Here is a 24719-nt window from a genome sequence, read left to right on the forward strand (position 1 = left end):
TTTATTCCCGCCCCTCAGGGCATCTCTGAAAATCCGCTCATCGTTCTATCACAATCTCCCCCTCTGCCTCCATCACCATCCCGGGAATCGAGGCATGGACCCGGGCCGAGAGCTTGCCCTCAGGGATTTCACCGACAAGGTCCCCCTCGCGTACCATGGCCCCCGCCTTGACGGCGGGAAGAGCAGGTGCCCCCAGGTGCTGCTTCAGGGGGATACGAACCCGTGTCGGCATATAGTCCGTCCTCACAAAGGGTGCAGGCGCGTCATAGCGGGAGAGGCCGATCCTCTCCAGGAGGCGTCTCGTGGAGATCTTCCGCTCGTCGCGGAAGGGGTAAGGCGACACATCGGCCCTCCGGTGAGGGTTTTTGACATTTTTTCCGCCAAGCTCCTTTTTCAGCATGGCATTGATCATCCCCGGCGAGAGAAAGAGCGGGCATGCGTAGAAGGTGCAGAGACCGCACTCACAACACAGATAAGAGGAGGTGGCGATAGTGCTGTCCGCTATTCCATAGGGGATTGATCTCATTATCAGATGGGGCTTCATGGCATGCCCGAGGAGATAGCGCGGGCAGAGCTCCGTGCAGTACATGCACTGATCACAGGAAGCCTTGGATCTCCTGAGAATCCCGTTTGGGTGCTGCACTTTCCGAAGAATGTGGGGATGCTCCGGGGGAAGGACCAGTATGCCGCTCGTAGTTTTGGTGACAGGATCATTATCACTCCCTACCACCCCCATCATGGGCCCTCCCACCAGAATGGTGTAGTCATCGGTCAGGGCACCCCCGGCAAGGGCAATGGCCTCGCCGATCAAAGTTCCCACAGGGAGCTCGCAGGTGAGGGGATTTTTCACTTCTCCATGGATGGTAAGCCAGCGTCTTGTCACCGCAATGCCTTCATGGGCCTGCGCCACGTTCACAAGGGTGGCCACATTGTTCACCACGACGCCCACCTGCAGGGGAATACCCCCTTCGGGTACCACCCTTCCCAGCACCTCGTAAACGAGGACCTGCTCATCGCCCGCGGGATAGAAGCTCTCCATGGTATGAAGATGGATATTTGCGCATCCTTTAATGGCTTTTTCCAGGGCGCCTTTCGCACTCCTGTACTTGGCCTTGAGCGCAATGAAACCGGCTTTTGCCTGAACCTGTTCAACGGCAAGCCTGAGGCCCGCGACAATCTTCTCGGCCTCCAGTGCCATCAGGCTCTGGTCACAATAGAGAAGAGGCTCGCATTCCGCACCGTTGGCAATGACGTACTCCACCTTCGCCTGGTATTTCACATGGGTCGGGAAGCCGGCGCCCCCTGCGCCCACTACGCCCGCACTCTTTACTTTTTCAACGAGATCTCCCATGGGGTGTTCTCCTCATACTATCCTTAAATAATCCACGAGCACGCAGCGCCTCTGTCTGGTGAAAGTCCGTGCTGAAGTCACTCCCTCCCCCGTGGGGGTGGAGATGGTGAGGGTCGTATGGCCTTCGCCGCCGAAGCCCAGGCCTGCGAGAGTAGGGGCATTCTTGACAAAAATCGTCGCGTTTATCCTTGAGGCCATTTCGCTGAGATTCTCGATATTTCTTGAATGCATGGAGGCCGTGTGCAAGCAGCCTCCCTCGGCCACGACGGACCTCTCTATTCCCTCGGCGACATTCCTCACCCGCACCAGGGGGATAAAGGGCATAAGCTGCTCAACATGGACAAGGGGATGATCGGGCGGGAATTCTGCGATAAGGAGCCTCGTGGTGGCAGGAACATCAAGCCCAATGGCCTTGGCAATGTAATGGGGAGGCTTCCCCACGTAGTCCCTGTTGAGAACTGGCTCATGGCAGCCCACGCCGCCCTCCTTGAAGATTATCTTTGTGAGCTCATCGGCCTGGAGAGGCGAGAGCTCAAAGGCTCCCTTCTGCACCATCTCCTCCTTGAGAGGGGAGAAGATGGACTCCACGGCAAATACCTCTTTTTCGGCTATGCACATGACATTGCAGTCGAAGGAGGCTCCCAGCACAATATCGGCAGCAGCCTTTTTTATGTCTGCCGTCTCATCGACAAGCACCGGGGGGTTGCCGGGCCCTGCGGCAATCACCTTCTTACCGCATGTCATGGCAATTCTCACAATTTCCGGCCCTCCCGTCACCACCAGCATCCTCACAAGCGGGCTCTTGAGCAGTTTCTGGCCGCTCGCGAGGCTGGGCTTCTCCACGGTGGTCATGAGATTCGGCGGGCCGCCCACGGCCTCCACAGCCTCGTTGAGTATCTCAATTGCCTTCTGGGACACCTTCTGGGCCTGGGGGTGGGGGTTGAAGACCACGCTGTTACCTGCAGAGATCATGCTGATCGAATTGTTTATCACGGTAGTCGAAGGATTCGTCGAGGGGGTGATTGAGCCGATGACGCCGTAAGGGGCCATCTCCACAAGGGTGAGGCCATGGTCGCCGGAAAAAGCAGTGGGGAATATGTCTTCAACGCCGGGGGTCTTCTCAATGGTGAGCCTGTGCTTCTCGATCTTGTCCTCGACCCTTCCATATCCGGTCTCCGCCACGGCGAGCTCTGAGAGAGCCCTAATCTGCTTTATCGCATGATCACGCATGGACTGGATGATCTTCTTCCTGTCGGCAACCGAGAGCTTTGCAAGCTTTCTCTGGGCCTTATGGGAGGCTTCAATTGCCTCGTCCATGTCTTCAAAGATGCCCCTGCGGGCAGTTACCTTCTCTACCGCCCTTTTATCGCTGTACCGCCTCACCACTTCTTCGACAATCCTGCCAATCTCCTCGCGGTTAAGCTCCATGGGAGCACCTCCTCAGCAAAACTTGAATCTCTTCATCTCAGGATGATCTCGACGCCCGTCGCCTCCGCATATTCCCGGGCGAGGGGAGTCACTATCGTGCCCCTCAGAAACTCCAGGCGCCTTTTCCCCTCATCAAAGGCGGCCTGCACATCAGCCTTGGTGATGACATTGCCAGCCCTGCCCTCCTGGGGCTGACGGGAGAGAAGCTTTACAAGCTCTGTCTCCAGGCTTGCAAGAGGAATCTCGGTGAGCCCCATCGCCCGCATCACCTCGCAGTGAGCGTTCAGAACGCTCACAAGCGGCTTGGGAAGTCGCGCTGAAAACCTGTTGAGAAATGAGATCTCTTCCGCACCGACAAGAACCGGCTTCCCTTCCACAAGCGCCTGGAGGGTCACCCTGGAAGGCACGTCATCGGCAATGAGGCTCGCGATCTTGGAGCAGAGCGTCATGGTCATGACAGGCACTATAAGAAAATCGGCCCCGGGGACAAGGGCTGCCCAGGAGGAGGGGAGGGAGTCATTCACCTTCGGGATCGATGAGTCCGGGGGGAGAAAACAATCGCCTCCCCTGAAAAAAGTCCACGCTATGCCAAGGCGGCCGCACCTCTGGAACTGCTCCCAGAAGACCTCCATCTGGGGCCTTTCATCGGTGAGCACCACGAGCCCCCTGAATGTTTTTGACGGCGGTGCGGGAAGAGAAGCCTGATGAGGAAGGCGCTCCACGCCCTCATAGCCCCCGTCGGGAAGCGAGGCAAGGCGCTCCATCACCATGGCGGTAATGTCTTCTATGAGATGCTCCAATTCCATTTCATTGTTCCCCAAAACAAAACTGTCGCAGAGAGAAAAAACACTATTGCAGCAGCCACCTGGAGGGCAGGCGGGCATTTTCAGGCTCATCAGGGCGGCCTTCCGGCCGCCCTGTCAGAGCCATTGCCTTCCTTTTCCCTGTGGTGCCTCTCCGAAAAGCTCCAGAGGTTTCCCTCAGTGCTACTTCTTATCCTGAACGGGCTTCTCTTTTGGAGGAGCAATGGGGAGCACATCATCGAGCTCTTTATGGGGCCTGGGTATGACATGGACGGCCACGAGCTCTCCGATCTTTCTTGCCGCTGCAGCGCCGGCATCAGTTGCGGCACGGCATGCCGCCACATCGCCTCTTACCAGGGCAGTTACATAGCCGGAGCCTATCTTTTCCCATCCTATGAGCTTTACATTGGCCGCCTTTACCATCGCGTCAGCCGCCTCAATCATCGCCACCAGGCCTTTGGTTTCTATCATTCCCAGGGCTTCATACGTTGAAATCACAGTTGCCACCTCCATTTATTTTAGTTGATTATATCCCATGCAGTCATTACAAAGTGATACCCCTCACCAGGATTCCGGAGGCTCCCGGCTTGAGGGCGCATGCGTTTGCCTCGTCAATATCAAGGTGCATCTCAAGCGCGTAGGTTTCTTTCACTCTCACCAGCACCCTGTCAAAAATCAGGCCCCGGGGGCCGTCAACAAGGACTCTGGCCCACTCCCCGTCCTTGACGCCGCAGCGCCTCGCATCGCCCGGAGTCATATGGATATGGCGCTGGGCAATCACCAGCCCCTGCCGGAGGGTCACCGCGCCCTGGGGCCCCACGACCGTGATGCCCGGCGTGCCCTCGTGGGCACCGGAATCCCTGATGAGTGGCGAGGAGATCCCAAGGGCAAAGCTGTCGGTGAGAGATATCTCGACCTGTGTATAATTTCTTACGGGACCAAGGACCCGGACATCCCTGATGACCCCTCCGGGCCCTACGAGGGTGACGGTCTCTTTTGAGGCGAATTCCCCCGGCTGCATCAAATCCCTCATCCTGGTGAGCTCAAAACCCTTCCCGAAGAGGGCTTCCAGGTCGTCTCTCCTCATATGGACATGGCGGTTCGAGATGTTGATGGGAATCGGGTCGCCGCTCGAGGTGCAGACCTCTCGCCCTTGAACTTCCCGGACCACTTTCTCCACAATCTTTCTTATCAGCTCTTCTTCCATGGCGCCTTCCTGCTCTTTTTACCGCCCTGGGGCAGAGATGTTCTTCTTTCGACAGAAATTCTCTTAATCCCTCTTTGTGGCATGGGCTTTGCATTGAAGTCCATGAAGGAATTGCAGAGAGCACAGGGGTGACCGTCAGGGGCTCATGAGCAGGGAACAGCAGCACACACCTATATGCAGCGTGCAGGCTTTTCCCCTTTTTCAAGCCAGTAGATGAGTTTCGCCGCGTGATGGCGCACTGCCTGCACCTCGTCACGGAGGAGCATCTTGATGTAGGGGAGAGCTCTTGAGTCCTCGAAGTTCGCCAGCGCATACCCCGTGAGGGTCCTGATGCGGTAGGACTTGTCCTTGAGCAGAAACAGGAGAGGCTTGAAGGCCCGTTCATCGGGGATGTACTGGAGAGCCCTCACGGCCGATTCCTTTATCTCCTCATCGCGCGAAAAAAGGGCCTCGATAAGGGCCGGCACCGACTTGCGGTCTCCTATCTCCTCCAGGGCGGCAATGGCATATACCCTTTTTCCGGGCCTGTGGGAGGCCATTATTTCCAGAAGCATCTCTACGGCCTTGGCCCCGCCTATTTTCCCGACCGCCATGGAGGCATAATGGGCCAGAATCTCATTTTCGTCATCAAGCAGTTTTATCAGCTCATCAAGGGCTTCGGGGTTGCCGATTGCACCAAGGGCGAGGGCCGCCTGCATCTTGACGATAGGCGAGCGGGTCTTTTTCATAAGCTCCATGAGGGGCTTGAATGCTGATCCGTCAGGGAGTCCCTGAAGGGCCTTGGCGCAGAAATAGGCACTTTTATTATCCTTCAGACCCTCCACAAGCCGGGGAACCATCGCGGGGCCGGCAAGGCGCCCGAGAAGATCGGACGCCTCCTCCCTTACATAGCTTTTTTCCTCATCATCGAGCACGCGGCTAAGGACTTCCCTGTCCCACCCTTCGGTTCTCAGGGCGGCGTAGGCTTCCCTGGTCACGCCGTTTCTCATGGCGAAGCTTGTGTCCTGGCAGGTGCTCAGTTTGAGGGAGCGATAATAGATGGAGAGGGAGTCCTGCATGCCGTTGGCGAGCCTTTTCTTGGCGCGGATCATGGGGTGGGCGAAGCCCTTCATGTTCCCCACTTTCTCGAGGGTGAGATCTTTCTGCCAGCGGCCGCCCATATTTTCAATGATGACCTCGCCGAGGTAGCTCCCTATAAAGCCTGCCGCACGGTAATAGTGACTCTTGCGCACCTTGAAGAAGATAGTGATGAGATCGTCAGCGATAAGAAGGGATTCTTCGGAGAAATCGAGCGTGAGCTTGAACTTCTTCTCTACCAGCCTCAAAAAACCCTCAGCAGACTCGCGGATATTCAACCTGATCTTCAAATCTGCCTTGGCCACTATCTGCCTCCTGCACGAGAACATCCGGTAGAAAAGAAGCCTCTCTCAATCGTGGGAGCCTGTATATCCTATGAAAGAAATTCTCTATGATTGCCTACATTCCTTCTTGGGAGAAGCCTATTATCCGGAAAGAAAATTCTCTGCATCCCGGATGATGCAGAGAATCATCCCCTGGCACAGGAGAAATAATGGAACACCTCCCTTGATATCTCAGCGATAACCCTGTCTCCTTCAAGAGGATCTTCAAGGTCCCTGGTAAAAAGGCATATCACATAAGGGTTCCTCTCCAGGAGCACAATGCCGGCATCGTGGCGCACCCCTGTCACCTCGCCGGTTTTATGGGCAATTCTTAACTCCTCCGGCAGAAAGAGGGGGATCTTCTCGCGGTACTGCTGGCGCTCAAGAATTCCCAGGACCTCCCCGGCCGAGGTGTGCGAGAGAAACTCGCCCCGGTAAATCTTCTCGAGAAGGACGAGAGTATCGCGGGGAGTGGTGTAGTTAAAGAACGAAGGATCGGGATGGGATAGCATGAACTTCTTCACAAGGCGGCTCCCTGTCATCCCCAGGTGCTCCAGGAGAGAATTCACCTGATCCATGCCCACAAGGTCTATGAGCATATTACTGGCAGTATTATCGCTCACCACGATCATGAGGGCGGCAAGGTCGCTTACCGTGAGCTCCAGGCCGTCATGGAGTTCCTTCAGCACGCCGGCGCCATCAACCTTAAATTCAGCGGCAAGCCTTACCGTTTCGTCACGGCGGCGGAGTCCCTTTTCAATCTGCCGGTACAGCTCTCCAGCTATGGCCATTTTGATAATGCTGGCGGCATGAAAACGCTCTTCCGCCCTGTGATAAAAAGCCTCGGAGCCTTCCAGGGATTTTATGGCAAATCCCATGGTGCCTCTGAGTGCCTGGGCCATTGCAGCAAGTTTCAGTGCCATTTTTTCACTCATGGGCATTCCTTCTGAGGACCCTTCCGGGAAGCGCGCCTGTATGGGTCCCCTGGTCTATTACTACCTCGCCGTTTATGATTACATACTCAATATTTTCAGGATATTGGTGGGGATCAAGGTAAGTGGATTTTTCCGCGATCCTGGTTCTGTCAAAAACAGTTATGTCAGCCCACCATCCTTCCCTTATCCTGCCCCGCCCCGTAAGCCCTATCCTTTCCGCAGGCAGCGACGTCATTTTCATCACCGCATCAGAAAGGCTCAGAACGGAGCGATCTCTCACATAATGCCCGAGAATCCGTGGATAGGTCCCGTAGGCCCTCGGGTGGGGCATGTCCTCCTGCCTCCTCTCCTCTGCGGAACGGGCGGCGGCATCAGTCCCGAAACACACATAAGGACGCTCCATGATGGCCACGACATTTTCTTCCGACTGCGTGAAAAAAAGAACCGGCAGGTCAGACTTCTCCATCATTATCAAGCGGATTACAAGCTCCAGGGGCGTTTTCCCTTCACTGTGCGCTGCTTCTCCTACCCTCATTCCGCTGAATCTCAAGAGTTCCTCATTCTTAAAAGCCGCAAAAGCGATTCTTGTCCAGTCAATTACCTGATCATTCATTTCCATGGCGAGCCTCCCGCAGGTCTCCTCTTTTTCCAGGTTTCCCAGGAGGGCGCTCTTTCCCCCCTCCCGCACCCAGGAAGGGAAAAGGGAGGCAATCCCTGTCGATGAGGCGGGATAGGGATACTGATCGGCCCCCACAAGCCCCCCCATTTGCCGTGCCTCTTCTATCATCTGAAGGACCTGAGGGAGCTTCTTCCAGTTTCTCTCCCCTGAAGCCTTCAGGTGCGAGATTTCGAGCCGGACTCCTGACTTGAGAGCCACCGAAAGGGCTTCTGCAATGGATTCAAGAAGGCTGTCACCTTCACCCCGCATATGAGTGGCATAGATGCCGCCTGCCTCCTTTACGAGCCCGGCAAGGCTGATAAGCTCATCCTCTGAGGAAAAAGCCGAGGGCACGTAGATAAGACCCGAAGACATGCCCCATGCCCCCGTACTGAGGGACTCGGAAAGGATTGCCTTCATCTTCACGAGCTCCGAGGGGCCTGCCCGCCGGTCATCAAATCCCAGGACTCCCCCCCTTATGGTGCCGTTCCCTACAAGCATCGCGAAGTTGATGCCGATTTTCTTCTTCTCAAGGAGGCGGAAAAAATCATCACAGCTCCTCCAGGAGGCATTGGAGCCAGAAAGCTCGCTCCACTCTCCATTGAACTCTTCAAGTGCTGCTCCATAAAGGGGTGCCGGCGATGCGCCGCAATTCCCCGCCACCTCGGTGGTGACGCCCTGATGAACCTTGCTCTCGGCCCTTGGGTAGAGCAGAATGTGCTCATCAGTATGGCCGTGGATATCAATAAAACCGGGGGCTATCACAAGCCCCCGCGCATCAATCGTCCGGTATGCCTTTTTTTCCCCGAGGCTCCCCAGAGCCACTATCTTTCCTCTCCATATGCCAAGGTCGGCGGGGTACGGGACTGCTGCTGTTCCGTCACAGACGAGTCCGCCCGTGATGGCGAGGTCAATCCTGTCCGGGCTCTTCTTCATCAACGTCCTCCTCCTGGATAAGAAGACTCCGCTGGGTATCCATGTACTTCTGGAGGATGAGGAGACTGCTCTCAAGATCGCCCCGGTTCACAAGCACTTCACCCCATGTATCAATGCTGTAATGGTAATCGGCTCTCTCAGAGGCCCGTTTTTGCGAATGAATCACGACAGGAATTCCATTTACTTCCAAGAGTTCCTTGATACCTGATGCCTCGGCTTCGTCGGCGACACTCATTAACGGCGCAAGCCCCCGGTCTTCCTCGAGTTCGCTTTCGCCCTCATCTTCCAGTTCCGCTCCACAATAAGGACAATGCAGATCTCCTACTACAACTTCTTCAAGACACTCAGGACACTTCATTGGCTTCCTCCGCAGAAAGACTAGACAAAAGCTCGCACAAGTGGCGTATGCGTTACCCACTATTTCTTTCTCCCGGGCCACTCTCCTCCTTACCTTCGGTCAATAAGCGGCGTGATAACAATCGACATTGCCTGGGACTGGCGGCTTCGCATGGAACCGAATATCATGGTAATGAGGGAGCTCTGCTCGCCTTCACCGGCAGCAAGCACCGCCGACTGGCCATTCGGCACACGGACAGTTGCCGAGAGCTTGTCGAATCTTATGGTTCCCCTCTCCCTGTCGGTAAAATAGCTTATCTGGGGAGCCACGGTGAGCTCCACTTCTTCGCCCCTCACGACGGGCATCACGGCAAAGCCGGTAGAGACCTCCCGGTAAAGGGGGATCTCGGTGATATACCCCAGGGTCTGGGCAAGGGAAAAAAACCATGATGCCTGGGGGACATTCTCCCCGCATGAGATCGATCCCCATGTGCCGCTTATGGTCATAAGGTTCATCGTTCCCTGGACAGAGCTTGACTGGGAGAGGCTTCCCGCCCAAAGGGCGACTCTCCAGTTGTTGTTCACCGCCATGGCATTCGCCCCCCATCCCGCCTGAGAAAAAGAGGCACTGTCGAAGAAATTCACCCATATTCTCACCTGCGGCTGAGGCACATCGTGCTCTTTTATGAATTTTGACACCTCCTCGATGACAGAGGGGTAGTCCTTCACGATAAGGATGTTGGTTCTGGCCTCGGAGACGGCCTGACCTTCCTTCGAGAGGAATATGCGCACCAGCTTCTCCGTGTCCACCGCATTGAGATAGCAGAGGCGGAACACCTTGCTCGTGATCGTTTCGGGCTCTTCACCGCGCCCCGGGGAGGGCATGGCGGCAGAAAGCGCGATAAGGCACATTACCACTATGATAATCTTGTACTTTGTCATGGTGCCTTCCGGGAGAGCGGGCTACCCTTTAGGGCGCAGCGCGGGAAACAGTATCACATCCCTGATGGACGGGGAATCGGTAAAGAGCATCACAAGCCTGTCGATGCCGACGCCAATCCCGCCCGTGGGAGGCATGCCATATTCCAGCGCACAGAGAAAATCCTCGTCGAGGGGATGGGCCTCCTCGTCTCCCGAGGCCTTGAGCTCCATCTGGTACTCGAAGCGCTTCCGCTGATCAAGAGGATCGTTGAGCTCCGAGAAGGCATTGGCAACTTCAAGATGATGAATGAAAAGCTCAAACCGGTAGGTGAGAAGAGGATTTTCCTTTTTCTTCTTGGCAAGAGGCGATATCTCGATAGGGTAATCGGTGATGAATACGGGCTGCACAAGGTGGGGCTCCACGACACACTCGAAGACCTTGTCGATGAAATGGCCTAGTTCTTCTTTCTTGTGAAAGGGTACGGCGTACTTTTCGGCAATCTCCGGTGCCTTTTTCATATCCCTGAGATCGTCAAGCGTTATGCCTCCATAAGTGCGGAGCGCCTCGTCCATGGTAAGGCGGCGGTACGGGGGAGCAAGGTGCAGAGTGGTTCCCTGGTATAAGATATCATCGCCTGTTTCAAGCTTCCTGCAGATGGCGGCAATGATCTCCTCCGTCATCTCCATCATGCCCTCATAATCTGAATATGCCTCGTAAACCTCGAGCATCGTGAACTCGGGGTTGTGCTTTGTGGAGATGCCCTCGTTCCTGAAGATCCTCCCGATTTCATAGACCTTTTCCAGCCCGCCCACGATGCATCTCTTCAGGTGCAGCTCCGTGGCGATTCTGAGATAAAGATCGGTTTCAAGCGCATTGTGATGGGTGATGAAAGGCCTTGCGGCGGCACCTCCCGCGATGGCGTTCATGCAGGGGGTTTCCACCTCGTGAAATCCCTTCCCGTTGAGCAGGTCTCTCACCGCCGCGATGAGCCTGCTCCTCTTTAAAAAAGTGTCCCGGGAGCGCTCGTCGGTAATCAGGTCAAGATAGCGCTGGCGGTAACGGGTTTCCACATCCTTGAGGCCGTGCCATTTCTCCGGAAGGGGATGGAGGGCCTTGGAGAGCAGGGAGAACTCTTCGACGGATATGGTGAGCTCGCCGCTTCTGGTGCGGAACACTTTTCCCTTCACACCTGCCATATCACCGATATCACAATACCTGAGCAGCGAGAAAAGCTCTTCGCCAAGCTTGTCCTTGCGGAAATAGAGCTGTATCTGCCCCTCCCCATCAAGGAGAGTTGCAAAAACCGTCTTTCCATGGGACCGTACGGCCATAATCCTCCCGGCCACAGCCGCCTCGTCACGTTCCTCCCCTATGGGAATCTCGTCATAGAGACGGTGGAGCTCGGAAGTTCTATGGGTCCGTCTGAACTTCATCTCATAAGGATCGATGCCCCTGGCACGAAGCTCCTTGAGATGGTCAAGCCTCTCATGTTCCTGATCGCTCAGGCTCAAAGAGGACTGCTCTTCTTCCTTGCTTATATCGCTCCCCATCATTTCCTCCCCGGTCGTTGTCTCTTGTGCCGCCCTGTATTTCAGGATCCGTCTGCGAGAAAAATACCAGCGCAGGCCTTCATGGGAGAAATTTCTTTACCATGGAAAAGAAGCCTTTCCGCCGATGAGAGAGGCCTGCCCGCTCAAGGAAGCCCTGCCGTGGGCTCCTCTCCTTATATTACTTCAGTGTCAAGATGCTGCTTCTGATAGATTCTCACCACTTCATATTCCATCTTGCCCTTGGGCACTTCTACCTCGATTTTCTTGCCTTTTTCAGCGCCTATGAGGGAGTGACCCACCGGTGATTCGTTGGAAATGAAGCCTTTTGAGGGGTCTGACTCCAGTGAGCCCACGATGGTATATTCCACGTTTTTCCCCGTGCCAAGGTTCTTGAGCGTCACTGTGGAGCCAAGGCTTACCCTGTCCTTGGGGATCTCCTTCTCATCAAGGACCTTGGCGTTGCGCAGGATATTTTCAAGATGCATGATCTCACCTTCAATGAAGGCCTGCTCGCTTTTCGCATCCTCATATTCGGAGTTTTCCCCGATCTCGCCGAACTCCTTGGCCTGCTTTATTCGCTCTGCCACTTCCTTGCGGTGGTGGGTCTTGTAATAATCGAGCTTCTGCTGGTACTTCTTGAACGCATCGCGGGTGAGAATTATCTCTTTGCTGGGGTTGGCCATTCTCTCCTCCTCTAAGGGACTCTTAATTCAGTATTTCAATTCTAGGCTTGAGCTCAAGCCTTTTGATAAGATCAAGGTATTCCTCCGCAGTGACTTCCTGCCATCTTTTCCCGAGCATGGCGAGAAGCACTGCCTCAAGAACGTTGGTGCCGAAAGAGCGGCCCTGGAATTCAGGCGTCGTCGTGATAAGGTACTTCACGCCCCGTGCCTTCAGCATTTCTATATCTTCGGCAGTCACCGTGTTGGTGATGATATGCTTTCCCGGGAGCTCAGCCGGAAGATACTTCCTGATAAAATGATAATCGCCGGCGATAAAATCAGCGTTATGGTAATAGTCGCGGTATTTCTCCTCGGGGGGCAGGTCCTGCTTCTTCCCTATGGGGTAGATAAACCCTATGGGAAGCTTGGAGATTTCCGGAAGGAGCTTCTCGGCATACTCGGCAAGTTCCTCAATGCTGTAGATTGGCTGATCCCTGTCAAGGGAAAACATCATATCGCCAAAGACCATTGAGCACCCTGCCTCGATGAATGCCTCGGCCATCCCGAACCTGTCCATGGCACAGACCATGAGAACTTTGCTGTCTTTGAGATGAAAGCGCCCGTCGGCATCCAGAATCCTCACCACTTCACGCTCCAGGGTGTTCTTGAGGCCGCTCCCGTCAACGACCGGCGTCTTCTGCACGGCGTTCATGAGCTTGAGGCCGTCTTTGAGAGCGTACCGCCCTTTCCGAGAGTAGAGGTAAATGTCAATGCCTCCCAGTCCTATGGCATCAACATTTCCATCAAGCTCCCTGAGCAGGGCCTCGGCCTTTCTCATGTCGCCGTCTGTTCCCCGCCGCTCTATGGAAAATTCCTCTCCCATGATGGGGAGCTCCACCTTGTGATCCCTCTTTGACGAGCCGAGGCTCACGCTTATTACCCGCTTCACGGTGAAATGTCCTTTCCTAGGGCACCTTGCTTTCAATCGGGGACTTGCCGCCGCTTCCGTCATCAATGGCGCTCCTGAGGTAATCGGCCACATTCTGCGACTTCAGCTTTTTCACGCGCTCTATCATCTTGTCGGTGACGAGCTGGTCAAAGCTCCTGAAACCGGCAAGCTTGAAGCCCTGCCTCTTGGTGATCCTCGTGATCTCCCTCACGTTTTCGATCTTGATGCCCCTCCCGATGCTGAATACCTCGAACCTCTCCTCCATGCAGAGCGCCATTGTCTCCGCCATGCAGGCGAGCGAGACGTTATCGGGATAACCGAAGTCATAGTTAAGCCTTACATTCTGCGGGATCTCCACGAGGCCGCCCTCTATCACAAGCACATCGGGACGGAGAAATGCCACTTCCCTGCACACGTCGTGGGGAAGTGAGACATCGCACACCAGGGCACCGCTTTTAAGATCGTGAGCCTTGATGATATCGCCCGAGGAACTCGTGGCGGAGACCACAATGTCGGCCTTGTTGATTCCCACAGAGACATCGCTGAACACCGAAGTCTCCCTCCCCGTGGACTGGCGTATCCCTTCTGCTATCTTCTCGAGGCGCTTGAGATTCCTCGCCACGAGGACCATCTTCTTGACCTGCGGGGCGAGAAGATGGGCGCAGCAGCTCCCTATGGAGCCTGAGGCCCCAATCACCGTGGCCGTGGCATTGGAGAGATCTATCCCGAGCCTCTTCGCCGCCTCGACGGTCGCCTCAACGGCAGTGGCTATCGTGTAACTGTTTCCGCTTGTGACCGGTATGTCGGGAACCATTTCCGCCATGGCGATACCGCCATTCCCTATAATCGACGTGAATCCCCCGAGGCCCAGTATCTGCACTCCTTTGTCCCTGGCGATCTGGGCGCCCTTGCGGAGCTTCTCATAGACAAATTCCTTGGGCATGTTCATGAACTGATGAGGGAAAAGAGGCACGGCAATAAACCATCCCTCGACATCCTTGCCGTCTGCAGAGACAAGGCCCTTCACATGAGCCACTTCGTGAGGAGGAGTCCATTCGAGTATTTTCTCAACGAGGGCCTGGCGCTTGTTGGCGGCCTGGGGGGCCACGCGGGCCACATCGTGCATATCAATGGGATGTACGAAGAAGCCGAATCTCAGCATGGTGACCTTCCTCTACTTTCCGCCTTCAAAAAACTGCTTGATGCCGGTAAGCATCATATCAGAGTTCTCGCGGACCTTGGTCTGGAGCGTGGGGCCGATGAGCTCCTCGAGATGGGGTATTCCGAAATCGAAATCCACTGCCAGCACTACCCTGGTTCCCTCGCTGGAGGGAGTGAAGGTCCAGAAGCCTTCGAACTTGTCGAGGTCGCCCTCAGTGAGCCGGTAGGTGATCTTCCTGTTCTTATCGTCAAATACGTCCTCTTCAATCCATATTATGGGTGTTCCCTCGACGCTGGTCACCCACTCCGACATCTGGGAGCTCTCCCGCCGCTCAAGCACTTTCACGCTTTCCACGTCACGCATATACTGGGGAAACTTTTCCTGCTCCTTGGCGAAACGGTATACGGCATCTGCATCTGCTTTTATCACTATGGACGCTTCTACGTATGGCACAAATATCTCCTCCCGGGTGACGGACTATTTTACAAAGGTTTTTTTCGTTTTTTCCACCGCCTTTTCAAAGACGGCGACAGCTTGATCTATCTCGTTCTTCTCTATGATAAGCGGCGGCTCAAAACGGATAACCTTCTGATTGTTCAGCGTATAGACTCCTGTGACTCTTCCGCGGGACATCTCAAAGATTATCGAGCCGCCGTAACTTTCCCTGATCATTTCTACCCCTATCATCAAACCCCTTCCGCGAACCTCGGCGATGATATCGGGGTACCGCTCCTGCACCTCTCTGAGCTTCGCCATGAAGTACTTACCATGCTCCTCAGCGCGGCCGGGGAGATTTTCGCCGGTGATGACCTCGATGGTGGCCAGGGCCGCTGCACATGCCAGTTGATTCCCGCCGAAAGTGGAGGTGTGGATAAGGGGATTCTCCTGGAAAGGCTTCCATGCTTCTGCCGTGCCTATGATGGCGCCTACCGGCATGACCCCGCCTCCAAGGCCCTTGGCAAGGGTAAGCATGTCAGGCCAGACATTCCACTGTTCCACGGCAAAAAAGGTCCCGGTCCTCCCCATTCCGGTCTGCACCTCGTCGGCAATGAAAAGGACTCCTCTCTCCGTGCATATCTTTCTCACTTCCTGGAGATACCCGTCGGGAGAGACTATTATTCCTCCTTCACCCTGGACAGGCTCGACGATAAATGCGGCGGTATTGTCATTGATGGCGCTCCTGAGCGCCTCAGCGTCACCGAAGGGGATCTGCACCACGTCCTCGATGAGGGGGCCGCATCCTTTCTTATAGATGTCCCTGCCCGAAACCGAGAGCGCTCCAAGAGTCTTCCCATGGAATGAATTGATCGTGGAGATGATGCGGTGCTTCCCCTTGCTTATCCTCGCAAGCTTTATGGCGCCTTCGATGGCTTCGGCGCCGCTGTTGCAGAAAAAGCAGTACTGAAGGCCGCCGCCGCAGAGAGAAGCAAGCCTGCGGGCGCACTCGCCAAGCTGCCTGTTGAAAAATACCTTGGTCGAAAGCGGCATCTGGTCCAGTTGAGCCTTTACCGCCTTGACCACGGCGGGGTGCCTGTGGCCCAGGACAAAAACACCGTAGCCACCTGCGCAGTCTATGTATCTATTTCCCTTTTCATCATAGACATACACACCCTCGGCATGACACTCCTCTGCATAGTAGCCGCTGAACTTCAGAAGTCTTGACAGGGAAGGGTTCAAGTGGTGCTTGTAGGCATCCTCTGTAGACGCGAGAGAGGTTTTCACCCTGCCATCAGTCTCTATCATAACAGTCCACGCCCTTTCCCATAAAGGTTTCAACGACAGTTCGACATGGTGGGAACTTTTCCTCCTCGTTCACTTCCTTCAGTAAAAATCACCGCGCTTCCCCGCTCTCCGAGAGAACCCTTATGCCCTCAAGGACAAGAAAAGGCTCCACGGAATCCACAAAGGGAAGGTGACTCCTCAGCACATGGGCGAATCCGCCGCACGCGATGACCTTTCCGGGTCTTCCGTAATGCTCCTGGAGGCGCCGCACAATCCCCTCAAGCATCGCGATATGGCCCAGCATGAGTCCTGACTGGATGCTCTCAACGCTGTTCCGGCCCAGAAGCTTCTGCGGCACTGCAAGCTTCACTTCCGGAAGGTAGGGAATCCTTGCACTGAAAAACTCGGCACCCATCCGGAGGCCAGGGCATATTATCACCCCTTGAAAGCTCCCCTCCCCGGTGATATGGGAAAAAGTCGTCGCCGAACCCATATCGATTATGATAAGCGAGTCCCGGTGTTTCCTGTAAGCCGCCACGGCGGCTGCTACGAGATCGGCTCCCAGCTCAGATGGAGTTTCAATGTCCAATGTTATCAGGTCAGTGTGACTGTGGCCCACAAAGAAGGGAGCGATGCCGAAAAGCTCTCTCACTGCTTCATCCAGAAGGGAATTCAGGCGCGGCACCACGTTAGATATGCCGATAGTGGTTATCTTGTCTTTCGGGACAGCCTTCTCCCTGATGAATTTTCTCACCAGATCGAGGTACTCCCTTTCATCCCTTGCGAGAGAGGTGCCTACATGGGCGGTGGTGAGAAGGTCCTCTCCCTGATAAACCCCCATGACAAGGCAGGAATTCCCTGAATCCAAAACGAGCAGCAGAAGGACTCCTCCCCTCTTACCACGGCGCCAAGGCCTCATAGTCAAGAGCATGCCATACGCACTCATTATAGACTCTGAATTTCCGATTGGAGGGTGCATGGCGCTTAGAGCGGGTGTGAGTATATAATGAAAAAAACCGGGATATGCATGGGTTCCGCATGGTGTATCTCCAGATTCTACAGCTCAGGGCAAATTCCTCTTGCCGGATTCAAGAGTCCCCGCGGGAAATTGACATACCCGTCAATTTCTGCTATAGTGAAAGAAGCAGCAGGCTTATTGTTACGAGTGGTTCGACTGTTGGCATAGACTTTATGACTACCGGAAAACTGCTTTGCACATTAACAAGTGGCTTCGGCCACCTAAACAAATCTTGACTGTGGTTCTTGACTGTGGTTCTGGATTGTAGCGTAATGTGAGACTTGGCCTGCTGCTCTTTCTTTTTCCCCGGGGCTGCTTCCTCTCTCCATCTCTTTCCCTGTGAGAATCATCCATAGAGGCAAGAGGTATTTCACCCCTCCCGGCGAATTATGACGGACACTCCCCGCACAGAGGCAGGAGAAACTCATGAACAGGCATTTGCTCATTCTCTTGACAGTCACCGCTTTCATCCTTCTTGCCCCCGGGATATACGCCGGTGCAGCCGAAGGCGATATCGTGCAGCAGCGGCTGAAAAACGGCCTCACCATTCTCATGGAGGAGAACAAGGACTCATCCCTCGTGTCAATAAATGCCTATGTCCGCGTGGGAAGCAAGGACGAGAGGCAGAGCGAAGAAGGCATCAGCCACTTCTGCGAGCACCTTTTTTTCAGGGGCACTCAGACCTCGTCAGGGGCTGAGTTCAAGAGCTCTCTCGAGGCTCTGGGCGGCATGTGCAATGCAGAGACATCGAAGGACTATACGAGATACTACATCAACATTCCGAGCGTCCACTGCATGAAAGGCCTGGAGCTTATAACCGATGCCCTCCAGCATGCCCGGTTTGATGAAAAGGAGATAGAGCAGGAGCGCAAGGTCATTCTCGAAGAATACTCGATGGGCGCAGACAATTTTTCACGCTTTTTCTATGATACCCTCTTTGAGATGGCTTTCCCCACCCATCCTTACGGGAAAACCACCATAGGATTTGAGAAAAATCTCAAAGCTTTTAAGAGAGATGATTTCATCAGCTACCGTAAGAGGTTCTACTCGCCGGAAAACCTCATATTCGTCATAGTGGGAAACTTCGACAGGGATAAAGTCTCATCATTCCTCACCCAGGCCTATGCTTCAATTCCCCGGAGCTCCTATGGGGAACAGGTCTTTCCCGCTGAAAAGAGGCTTGCCCAGGTCAAGGAAAAAACGGTAAAGAAAGATATCGATGATTCCTACCTGGCCATGGGCTTTCTCGGGCCCTCGGTGAAAGACAGGGATACCATCTACGCCACTGACGTGCTCTGCTTCATGCTGGGCATGGGCACAAGCTCCCTTCTCACAAGGGATCTCGTCGAGCGCAGAAAGCTGGTGAAGGAAATCAGCGTGAATTTCCAGACCCAGAGAGACGAGGGGCTCATCGTGATACTTTCCACGCTGAAAACCAATGACATCGACACCGTGAAAAAGGAGATACTCGCCGGGACGGAGCAGGTAGCAGCGGGGAATTTTACCGATGATGACGTGAAAAGGGCAAAGAACCTGCTGAAGAACAGCTTTATATTCGGCAACGAGACAAATGACGGGAAAGCATCGAGCATCGGCTTTTACGAAGCCATCGACAGCTATGAGTTTGCCCTTGACTATCCAAGGAATATAGATGGCGTCACAAGGGAAAACCTCATGAATACGGCCAGAAAGCTCTTCTCATCGCCGTATTGTGCTATAATTGTGAAGCCTGAAGAAAAGAAGAAACGGAAATTTGACGATGAAGAGTGAAAGAGAGGCTCCCCTCGCGCTGCTGCTGCTCATGGCGTTTCTATGGAGCCTTGGACAGTCTCCCCTGCCGCTTTTCGGGGCAGAGCCGCCTGTGTTCAAAAACATCCTCGACAACGGTCTTCTGCTGCTTGTGAAACCGGGGGAGACAAAAGATATTGTGGCAGTCTCCATAATAATCAGGTCAAGCGTTTATGATGAAGAGGATCAGAAGGTAGGTATCAGGTCCCTTCTTCTGGAGCTGCTGCAGGAAAAAATAGCAGGCGAGACCACCGCGGGAGGCATCAGCCTCACCGAGCTCATGGGAGTGATGACCCAGACTGAATCCACTGCCGACTATATTGCCCTGAACTTTGTCACTACCCCCCGCCACTACAAGAAGCTCCTGGAGCTTGTGGCAAAGGCCCTGGTAGATCCCACAATCAGTGACACCCTCTTCACCAAAGTAAAAAATTCGTTCGTGGAGAAGAACAAGGGCGGCAAAGGGGCCTTCTCCACCATCTACAGCATTTTTCTGCAGAATTTCTACCGTTACCACCCTTACAAGCTCTCAGAGGAAGCCAATGTCAAGGGCATCGAAAATACCGACAAGAAAAAAGCCGAATCCTTCTTTGCCTCCCAGGCCACCTCTGACAGGATAGTAATAGCCATTGCGGGAAACGTGAAGCAGGACGAGGTCATGGCGCAGATAAAGAACGACTTCTCCTCTCTCAGGCCCAGGAAAACCACGAGGGTGGAGGTGCAGTGGGAGCCCCAGACCATTGAGAAAGAGCTTTTTCTCTCCTCTCTCTCAAAAATGTCCTGGATACTGCTGGGCTTTCCGGCACCCTCATACGGCTCACCTGATTACCCTGCCATGCTTGTGCTGAAAACACTCCTCGGTGACGGCCTCAATTCAAGATTATGGGTGGAGCTGAGGGAGAAAAGAGGCCTTGCCTACGAGCTGGGCTCTTATTACCCGGAGCTTGAGGGGCCCAGCCATCTGCTTCTTTACGTGATAACGCAGCCGCAGAACGTGATTGCTTCAAGAAGGCTCATACTCAACGAGATAGAGGACATAAGGGTCCATGGCGTGACTCCCATAGAGCTGGAAGATGCCAAGGCCAAAATTTTCGGCGGCTATCTTCTCTCCCGGGAGTCCTCAAAGGGGCAGGCCCTCGCGACGGCCGTATCGGAAGTAATTGGGGGGAAATACTCGCTCGATGTCACCCTGGAAAGAAAAGTCGAAGAGGTGACCTCGCAGGACATCTCCCTGATGATCAACAAATACTTCCAGGTACCCACGTATCTTGTGGTGAGGCCACCCGGAGCATACTACATAGACTGGTTCAGGTAAGGAAAGAAAGGTGTGGTGATGAAGGGAATCAAAATCGCTTTTGACGGTCCCGCTGCATCAGGAAAAAGCACCGTGGCAAAGGAAGTGGCAAAAAGGCTTTCATACCTCTATGTGGACACGGGGGCCATGTACCGCGCCGTCACCTGGAAAGCGCTGTGCCTTGGCGCTGATTTTCGCGATGAGGAGGCCATCATTGCCATTGCGGGGCAGTTCCCCGTGGAGCTGAAGCCCAGTACAGACAATGCCCAGGGATATGTGGTCATCATAGACGGAGTCAACGTGACGGATTTTCTCACAAGTGACGAAGTGAACCTTTACGTGTCAACGGTAGCAAGGATCAGCGGGGTGAGAAAGACGCTTGTGGCAGAGCAGAGAGCGCTTGCCCGCGAAGGCGGGGTGGTGATGGCAGGAAGGGATATCACCACCGTCGTGATGCCCGATGCCGAGGTCAAGGTCTACCTTACCGCTTCTTCCCAGGAAAGGGCAAGAAGGCGCTTTCTTGAGATGGAGGAAAAGGGAGAAAATCCTGCTATGGAGGCTGTCGTGAACAACATAGAGCACCGCGACACCATTGATTCATCAAGGGAAGATTCCCCTCTTTCCGTTGCCGACGAGGCAACAGTGATTGACAGCACCGGGAAAAGCATTGAGGAAGTGGTTCATCAGGTGATGGAGCTTGTAAGGACAGAGAGAGGATAAGAATGTTCTATACGGCGGCCCATATTATCCTGAAAGTGATTTTCAAGGTGTTTTTCAGCCTGAAGTGCGAGGGCCTTCATCACATTCCCTCCGCGGGAGGCTGCGTGATCGCCTGCAACCATGTGAGCTATTTTGATCCCCCCGCAGTGGGAGCGGTCTCAGTCAGGCCGGTCCATTTCATGGCTAAGAAGGAGCTCTTCAACATCCCCATCCTGTCGCCGCTCATCAGCGTCCTCGGGGCTTTTCCTGTGACAAGGGGAGCCTCTGACACAAAAGCAATAAAGCATGCCATCAGGCTCCTCAAGAGCGGCGAGACCGTAGGCATCTTTCCCGAGGGCACACGGTCGGCTACCGGCGAGATAAACGAGGGGGAAATGGGGGTATCACTTATCATCAAGCAGTCCGGCGCACCTATTATTCCCTGCGCTATAAGCGGAACCCGATGCATGGTGACCATGAAAGGCATCATTCCCGTATTTTCAAAGGTAACGGTTCGGTTCGGGCCGCCTATTTTTTATAAAAACGAAGAAGAGGGAATGTCACACAAGGAGTATATGAGAGTCTTCACCGACAGGGTGATGCAGGTGCTCAGGTCCCTCCAGGAAGGCTAGCCTACCATTCCACAAGGCCCCATTGATAGCTGTACTGGGGATAGTTGCTGTCAAAGCCGAGCATCATATGATGGCTGCCTTCACAATATAAGGTGAAATTGTCGCTGTTGTCGTCATGCTCATAGGCATTCTCATAGGTGTCCGCCCTGGCGGCGGGGCACGTGGGAATGGTCTTGAGGTAATCAGGGGTGAGATACTTGAGCTCCAGGGGAAATTTCCGCTTGTTCCGTGCCTCGTTTGAATAGAGTTGCAGTCCTGTTGAAATGGTCCTGAGGTTTTCGCAGCAGGCTATATAGGTGGTGCGGGCCTTGGCGCGCGTATAGCCCACGACGGCAAAAAGGCAGAAAAGAACGGCAATAATACCCATCACCGTCACGATCTCGATCAGCGTATATCCCGGGGCTCTCCCACTTCGCTTGTTCATCATTTCACCATTCACCTCTCGGCAGAAATTTTCCACTAGGAGGAGGCATTTCCCTTTATTATTATAACGTAAAATGCCTTGTGCTTCAATATTAGGAAAGAGGCCTGCCCACCAGGAAAAAAGGGCGGCGGCGGGTAATTATGGCACCAGAGGAGGGGGGGCCCGGGGAGGAGGTAGGTGATGGAAAACATCAGAGGACGGGGCGGCAGAATAGCCCAGACAATCGACGGTTCCCCCGCCGCGAAGGCAGGGCTCCGCAAGGGAGATCTTGTGGTGAGTATCAATGGCATTCCGCTCAGTGACAGCATTGACTATCTCTATCTCACCTCGGGAACGCTTTTGAAAATCAGATTGATAAGGAGCGGGAAAGCCTTTGAGGCCTTCATAAAGAAGGAAGAGGAAGAGGTCATTGGAATAAGGTTCGAATGTGAGATCTTCGACGGCCTCAAGGTGTGCCGTAATAAATGCCATTTCTGCTTCGTGGACCAGGTCCCCCCCTCGCTGAGAGGCACCCTCAAGATCAAGGACGATGATTTCAGACTCTCATTTCTCCACGGCAACTTCATTTCACTTACCAATATGGAGGAAAAGGACTGGGAGAGGATAAGGCGCTACCGCCTCAGTCCCCTCTACCTCTCGGTCCATGCCACGAGACCGGAGCTCCGCGTCAGAATTTTTCGGAACCCCGCTGCGGAGAGGATAAGAGAGCACCTTGAGCGCTTCCGTGGCTGGGGAATAAGAATCCACACCCAGGTGGTGCTCTGTCCTGGGATAAATGACGGGAAAGAGCTGGAAAGGACAGTCATGGAACTGGCGGAGTTTTATCCCTCAGTCTCTTCCATTGCAGTGGTCCCTGTGGGAGTGACGAGGTACCTCCCCAAGGACTCGCCGATCCGCTCCCTCTCCCTTTCCGAAATGAAAGAGACCGTCATGGTTGTGCACTCCCTTCAGAAAGGGTTCCGCAGGAGAATGGGCGAAACCCTTGTCTATCTGGGCGACGAATTCTATCTTAAAACAAGCAGAGCCCTCCCCCGCTCCTGCGACTACGGAGACTTTCCCCAGATAGAGAACGGTGTGGGAATGATGAGAATGCTGATGGGCGAGTTTCGCAGAAAAGCAAGGTTTCTCCCCGCTGCGGTCTCACCGGCACGGCATGTGAGCATTGTGACAGGGGAGCTTGCTTATTCCCATATCCTGATCATATCGGAGGCTCTCAACAGGGTGCAGGGCCTGAAAGTGACTGTCCACAGGGTGAAAAACTCCTTCTGGGGCCCTCAGGTTGATGTGGCAGGCCTCCTCACAGGAGGAGACATTCTCCAGGCACTCGAAAAAGAGGATGGAGGGGAAAGGGTTCTCATACCCTCGGCATGCCTGAGGGAAGATCTCGTGTTCCTCGATGGCCTCACGCTCTCTGCCCTGGGGAAGCGCCTGGGAAGAGAAGTGATCCCGGTGAAGCCCTCCTACTCTGATCTGCTCATGCACATCACCAGGCCGAAGGGAAAGGTCTTACCAAAGCAAGGAGGATCCCATGGATAAGCCGGTAATCGCCATTGTGGGGAGACCCAATGTGGGTAAATCCCAGCTCTTTAACAGGCTGCTGGGAAAGCCTTCGGCAATAGTCCAGGATGAGCCTGGCATCACAAGAGACCGGATTTACTCTGAGTGCACATGGGATGGCAGAGCCTGCTATCTTGTGGACACGGGTGGGCTCGATCCCCAGGAGGATGATGTCGTCAAGATGCTGGCCCAGAGACAGTCCAGGAAGGCTATCGAGGAATCGACCCTTCTTCTCTTCGTTGTTGACGCGAAGGAAGGGCTCACCCATATTGACCGGGAGATATCCGTCGAGCTGCGCAAGATGAAGAAACCCCTCATTCTTGTGGCCAACAAGGTGGACAACTTTGAAAGCGCTTACACGGTCAATGAGTTCGCCCCCCTTGGATTCGGCGAGGCATTTCCTGTCTCGGCTCTCCACGGCACCAATTCAGGGGAGCTTCTTGATGAGATCTTTTCCAGATTCCCCGCACCTTCAGGTGCTCCCGAGGCCCCTCCCCTGAGGCTCACTCTCGCAGGGAGGAGAAATGTGGGCAAATCATCACTCATCAATGCCCTTACCGATGAAGAGAGAAGCATCGTGCACGACGCGGCGGGCACCACGAGGGACTGCGTGGAAAGCCTCATCACGCTGGCAGGCACGCAGATCCTCGTGACTGACACCTCGGGCCTCAGGAGGAAAGGGAAAATAGACGAGAAAGTAGAATACTATAGCGCCATCAGGACGCTCAGGGCCATTGAATCATCTGACTGCGTGCTGCTGGTCCTCAATGCCGAAGAAGGAATTGTCGCACAGGACAAAAAAGTCGCCGAGCAGATTCAGAAAACCCGCAAAGCGTCTGTGATTGTCGTAAACAAATGGGATCTGATGCAGGACTCTCCGGAGACAAACAAGAAAGAGTTCACCATCATGGTAAAAAAAGAGCTCTATTTTATTGATTATTCGCCTGTTCTTTTTATCTCGGCACTCCACCGCAAAGGGATCGGCAGGATTATCCCCGAGGTGAACGAGGTGATGAAGGAATACCGTAAAAAGATAGAAACCTCGATGGTGAACAGGATTTTCCAGGAGGCACAGAGCCTCAGGCCTGCACCATCTTACAAAGGTGAGCAATTAAGGATATTCTATGCATTCCAGGAAGGCGTGGCACCTCCCCGGTTCACCCTCAAGGTGAACTCTCCCAAACTGGTCCATTTCTCATATAAAAGATACCTGGAAAACACCGTGAGAAAGGCACTGGGATTTATCGGGTCACCGGTGGTGATCACCTTCAAGAAAAAATGAAGAG

Annotated in this window: 24 protein-coding genes; 6 read left to right on the top strand and 18 right to left on the bottom strand. The window is 54.3% G+C overall.

What is annotated here, in order from left to right:
- Positions 1-37: 37 nt before the first annotated feature.
- The 17 genes from RDV48_04975 to RDV48_05055 form a co-directional block, all read right to left on the bottom strand.
- Positions 38-1351: an SLBB domain-containing protein gene (locus RDV48_04975; protein ID MDQ7822129.1), complete on the bottom strand. Its 1314-nt coding sequence runs from the start codon at positions 1349-1351 to the stop codon at positions 38-40.
- Positions 1352-1363: 12 nt separating this feature from the next.
- Positions 1364-2779 carry an aldehyde dehydrogenase EutE gene (locus tag RDV48_04980; GenBank protein MDQ7822130.1) on the bottom strand — a complete coding sequence of 472 codons (1416 nt, stop codon included), beginning with the start codon at positions 2777-2779 and terminating at the stop codon, positions 1364-1366.
- 32 nt (positions 2780-2811) lie between these two features.
- Positions 2812-3585 carry a hypothetical protein gene (locus RDV48_04985; protein ID MDQ7822131.1) on the bottom strand — a complete coding sequence of 258 codons (774 nt, stop codon included), beginning with the start codon at positions 3583-3585 and terminating at the stop codon, positions 2812-2814.
- A gap of 180 nt (positions 3586-3765) precedes the next feature.
- A complete protein-coding gene (eutM, locus tag RDV48_04990; GenBank protein MDQ7822132.1) occupies positions 3766-4095 on the bottom strand; it encodes an ethanolamine utilization microcompartment protein EutM in 330 nt (109 codons plus the stop codon).
- Between the two features lie 31 nt (positions 4096-4126).
- On the bottom strand, positions 4127-4789 hold the full coding sequence (locus RDV48_04995; protein MDQ7822133.1) for a phosphate propanoyltransferase: 663 nt from the start codon (positions 4787-4789) through the stop codon (positions 4127-4129).
- Positions 4790-4959: 170 nt separating this feature from the next.
- A complete protein-coding gene (locus RDV48_05000; protein ID MDQ7822134.1) occupies positions 4960-6171 on the bottom strand; it encodes a HEAT repeat domain-containing protein in 1212 nt (403 codons plus the stop codon).
- A gap of 164 nt (positions 6172-6335) precedes the next feature.
- Positions 6336-7124, bottom strand: a complete 789-nt coding sequence (locus RDV48_05005; GenBank protein MDQ7822135.1) for a serine hydrolase — start codon at positions 7122-7124, stop codon at positions 6336-6338.
- Positions 7117-8718 (bottom strand): D-aminoacylase, encoded by a 1602-nt coding sequence (locus RDV48_05010; GenBank protein MDQ7822136.1) that lies wholly within the window; start codon positions 8716-8718, stop codon positions 7117-7119. Before RDV48_05010 ends, RDV48_05005 begins: the two co-directional genes overlap by 8 nt.
- Entirely contained in the window at positions 8693-9076 is a 384-nt protein-coding gene (locus RDV48_05015) for a hypothetical protein (GenBank protein MDQ7822137.1), read from the bottom strand. The genes RDV48_05010 and RDV48_05015 overlap by 26 nt, the downstream gene beginning before the upstream one ends.
- An 89-nt stretch (positions 9077-9165) precedes the next feature.
- The gene (locus tag RDV48_05020) at positions 9166-9996 is read right to left on the bottom strand and encodes a secretin N-terminal domain-containing protein (GenBank protein ID MDQ7822138.1); all 831 of its coding nucleotides are present in this window, start codon (positions 9994-9996) and stop codon (positions 9166-9168) included.
- 21 nt (positions 9997-10017) lie between these two features.
- Entirely contained in the window at positions 10018-11526 is a 1509-nt protein-coding gene (gene lysS / locus RDV48_05025) for a lysine--tRNA ligase (GenBank protein ID MDQ7822139.1), read from the bottom strand.
- Positions 11527-11699: 173 nt separating this feature from the next.
- Entirely contained in the window at positions 11700-12209 is a 510-nt protein-coding gene (gene greA / locus RDV48_05030) for a transcription elongation factor GreA (protein MDQ7822140.1), read from the bottom strand.
- A gap of 22 nt (positions 12210-12231) precedes the next feature.
- Entirely contained in the window at positions 12232-13137 is a 906-nt protein-coding gene (locus RDV48_05035) for a quinate 5-dehydrogenase (protein MDQ7822141.1), read from the bottom strand.
- Positions 13138-13153: 16 nt separating this feature from the next.
- Entirely contained in the window at positions 13154-14299 is a 1146-nt protein-coding gene (locus RDV48_05040; GenBank protein ID MDQ7822142.1) for a shikimate dehydrogenase, read from the bottom strand.
- Positions 14300-14311: 12 nt separating this feature from the next.
- A complete protein-coding gene (locus RDV48_05045; protein ID MDQ7822143.1) occupies positions 14312-14752 on the bottom strand; it encodes an SRPBCC family protein in 441 nt (146 codons plus the stop codon).
- A gap of 24 nt (positions 14753-14776) precedes the next feature.
- A complete protein-coding gene (locus tag RDV48_05050) occupies positions 14777-16042 on the bottom strand; it encodes an aspartate aminotransferase family protein (protein ID MDQ7822144.1) in 1266 nt (421 codons plus the stop codon).
- Positions 16043-16130: 88 nt separating this feature from the next.
- Positions 16131-17000, bottom strand: a complete 870-nt coding sequence (locus tag RDV48_05055; GenBank protein MDQ7822145.1) for a type III pantothenate kinase — start codon at positions 16998-17000, stop codon at positions 16131-16133.
- Positions 17001-17465: 465 nt separating this feature from the next.
- Between RDV48_05055 and RDV48_05060 the strand changes: the two genes are divergently transcribed.
- Genes RDV48_05060 through RDV48_05075 form a run of 4 tightly spaced genes read left to right on the top strand, consistent with a single transcriptional unit; the run spans position 17466 to position 21452 of the window.
- The gene (locus tag RDV48_05060) at positions 17466-18809 is read left to right on the top strand and encodes a pitrilysin family protein (protein ID MDQ7822146.1); all 1344 of its coding nucleotides are present in this window, start codon (positions 17466-17468) and stop codon (positions 18807-18809) included.
- Complete coding sequence (locus RDV48_05065; protein MDQ7822147.1) at positions 18799-20142, top strand: pitrilysin family protein; 1344 nt, start codon at positions 18799-18801, stop codon at positions 20140-20142. The genes RDV48_05060 and RDV48_05065 overlap by 11 nt, the downstream gene beginning before the upstream one ends.
- Before the next feature lie 15 nt (positions 20143-20157).
- The gene (cmk, locus tag RDV48_05070; GenBank protein MDQ7822148.1) at positions 20158-20841 is read left to right on the top strand and encodes a (d)CMP kinase; all 684 of its coding nucleotides are present in this window, start codon (positions 20158-20160) and stop codon (positions 20839-20841) included.
- Positions 20842-20843: 2 nt separating this feature from the next.
- On the top strand, positions 20844-21452 hold the full coding sequence (locus RDV48_05075) for a lysophospholipid acyltransferase family protein (protein MDQ7822149.1): 609 nt from the start codon (positions 20844-20846) through the stop codon (positions 21450-21452).
- Between the two features lies 1 nt (position 21453).
- Here RDV48_05075 and RDV48_05080 read toward each other — a convergent pair whose 3' ends face one another.
- Positions 21454-21879, bottom strand: coding sequence for a type II secretion system protein (locus RDV48_05080; GenBank protein ID MDQ7822150.1), 426 nt, complete (start codon positions 21877-21879; stop codon positions 21454-21456).
- Positions 21880-22056: 177 nt separating this feature from the next.
- Between RDV48_05080 and RDV48_05085 the strand changes: the two genes are divergently transcribed.
- Positions 22057-23412 carry a DUF512 domain-containing protein gene (locus RDV48_05085; protein MDQ7822151.1) on the top strand — a complete coding sequence of 452 codons (1356 nt, stop codon included), beginning with the start codon at positions 22057-22059 and terminating at the stop codon, positions 23410-23412.
- On the top strand, positions 23405-24715 hold the full coding sequence (der, locus tag RDV48_05090) for a ribosome biogenesis GTPase Der (GenBank protein MDQ7822152.1): 1311 nt from the start codon (positions 23405-23407) through the stop codon (positions 24713-24715). Before RDV48_05085 ends, der begins: the two co-directional genes overlap by 8 nt.
- Positions 24716-24719 lie beyond the last annotated feature (4 nt).

Source organism: Candidatus Eremiobacterota bacterium (genome assembly GCA_031082125.1).
Taxonomy (GTDB): domain Bacteria; phylum Vulcanimicrobiota; class CADAWZ01; order CADAWZ01; family Ess09-12; genus Ess09-12.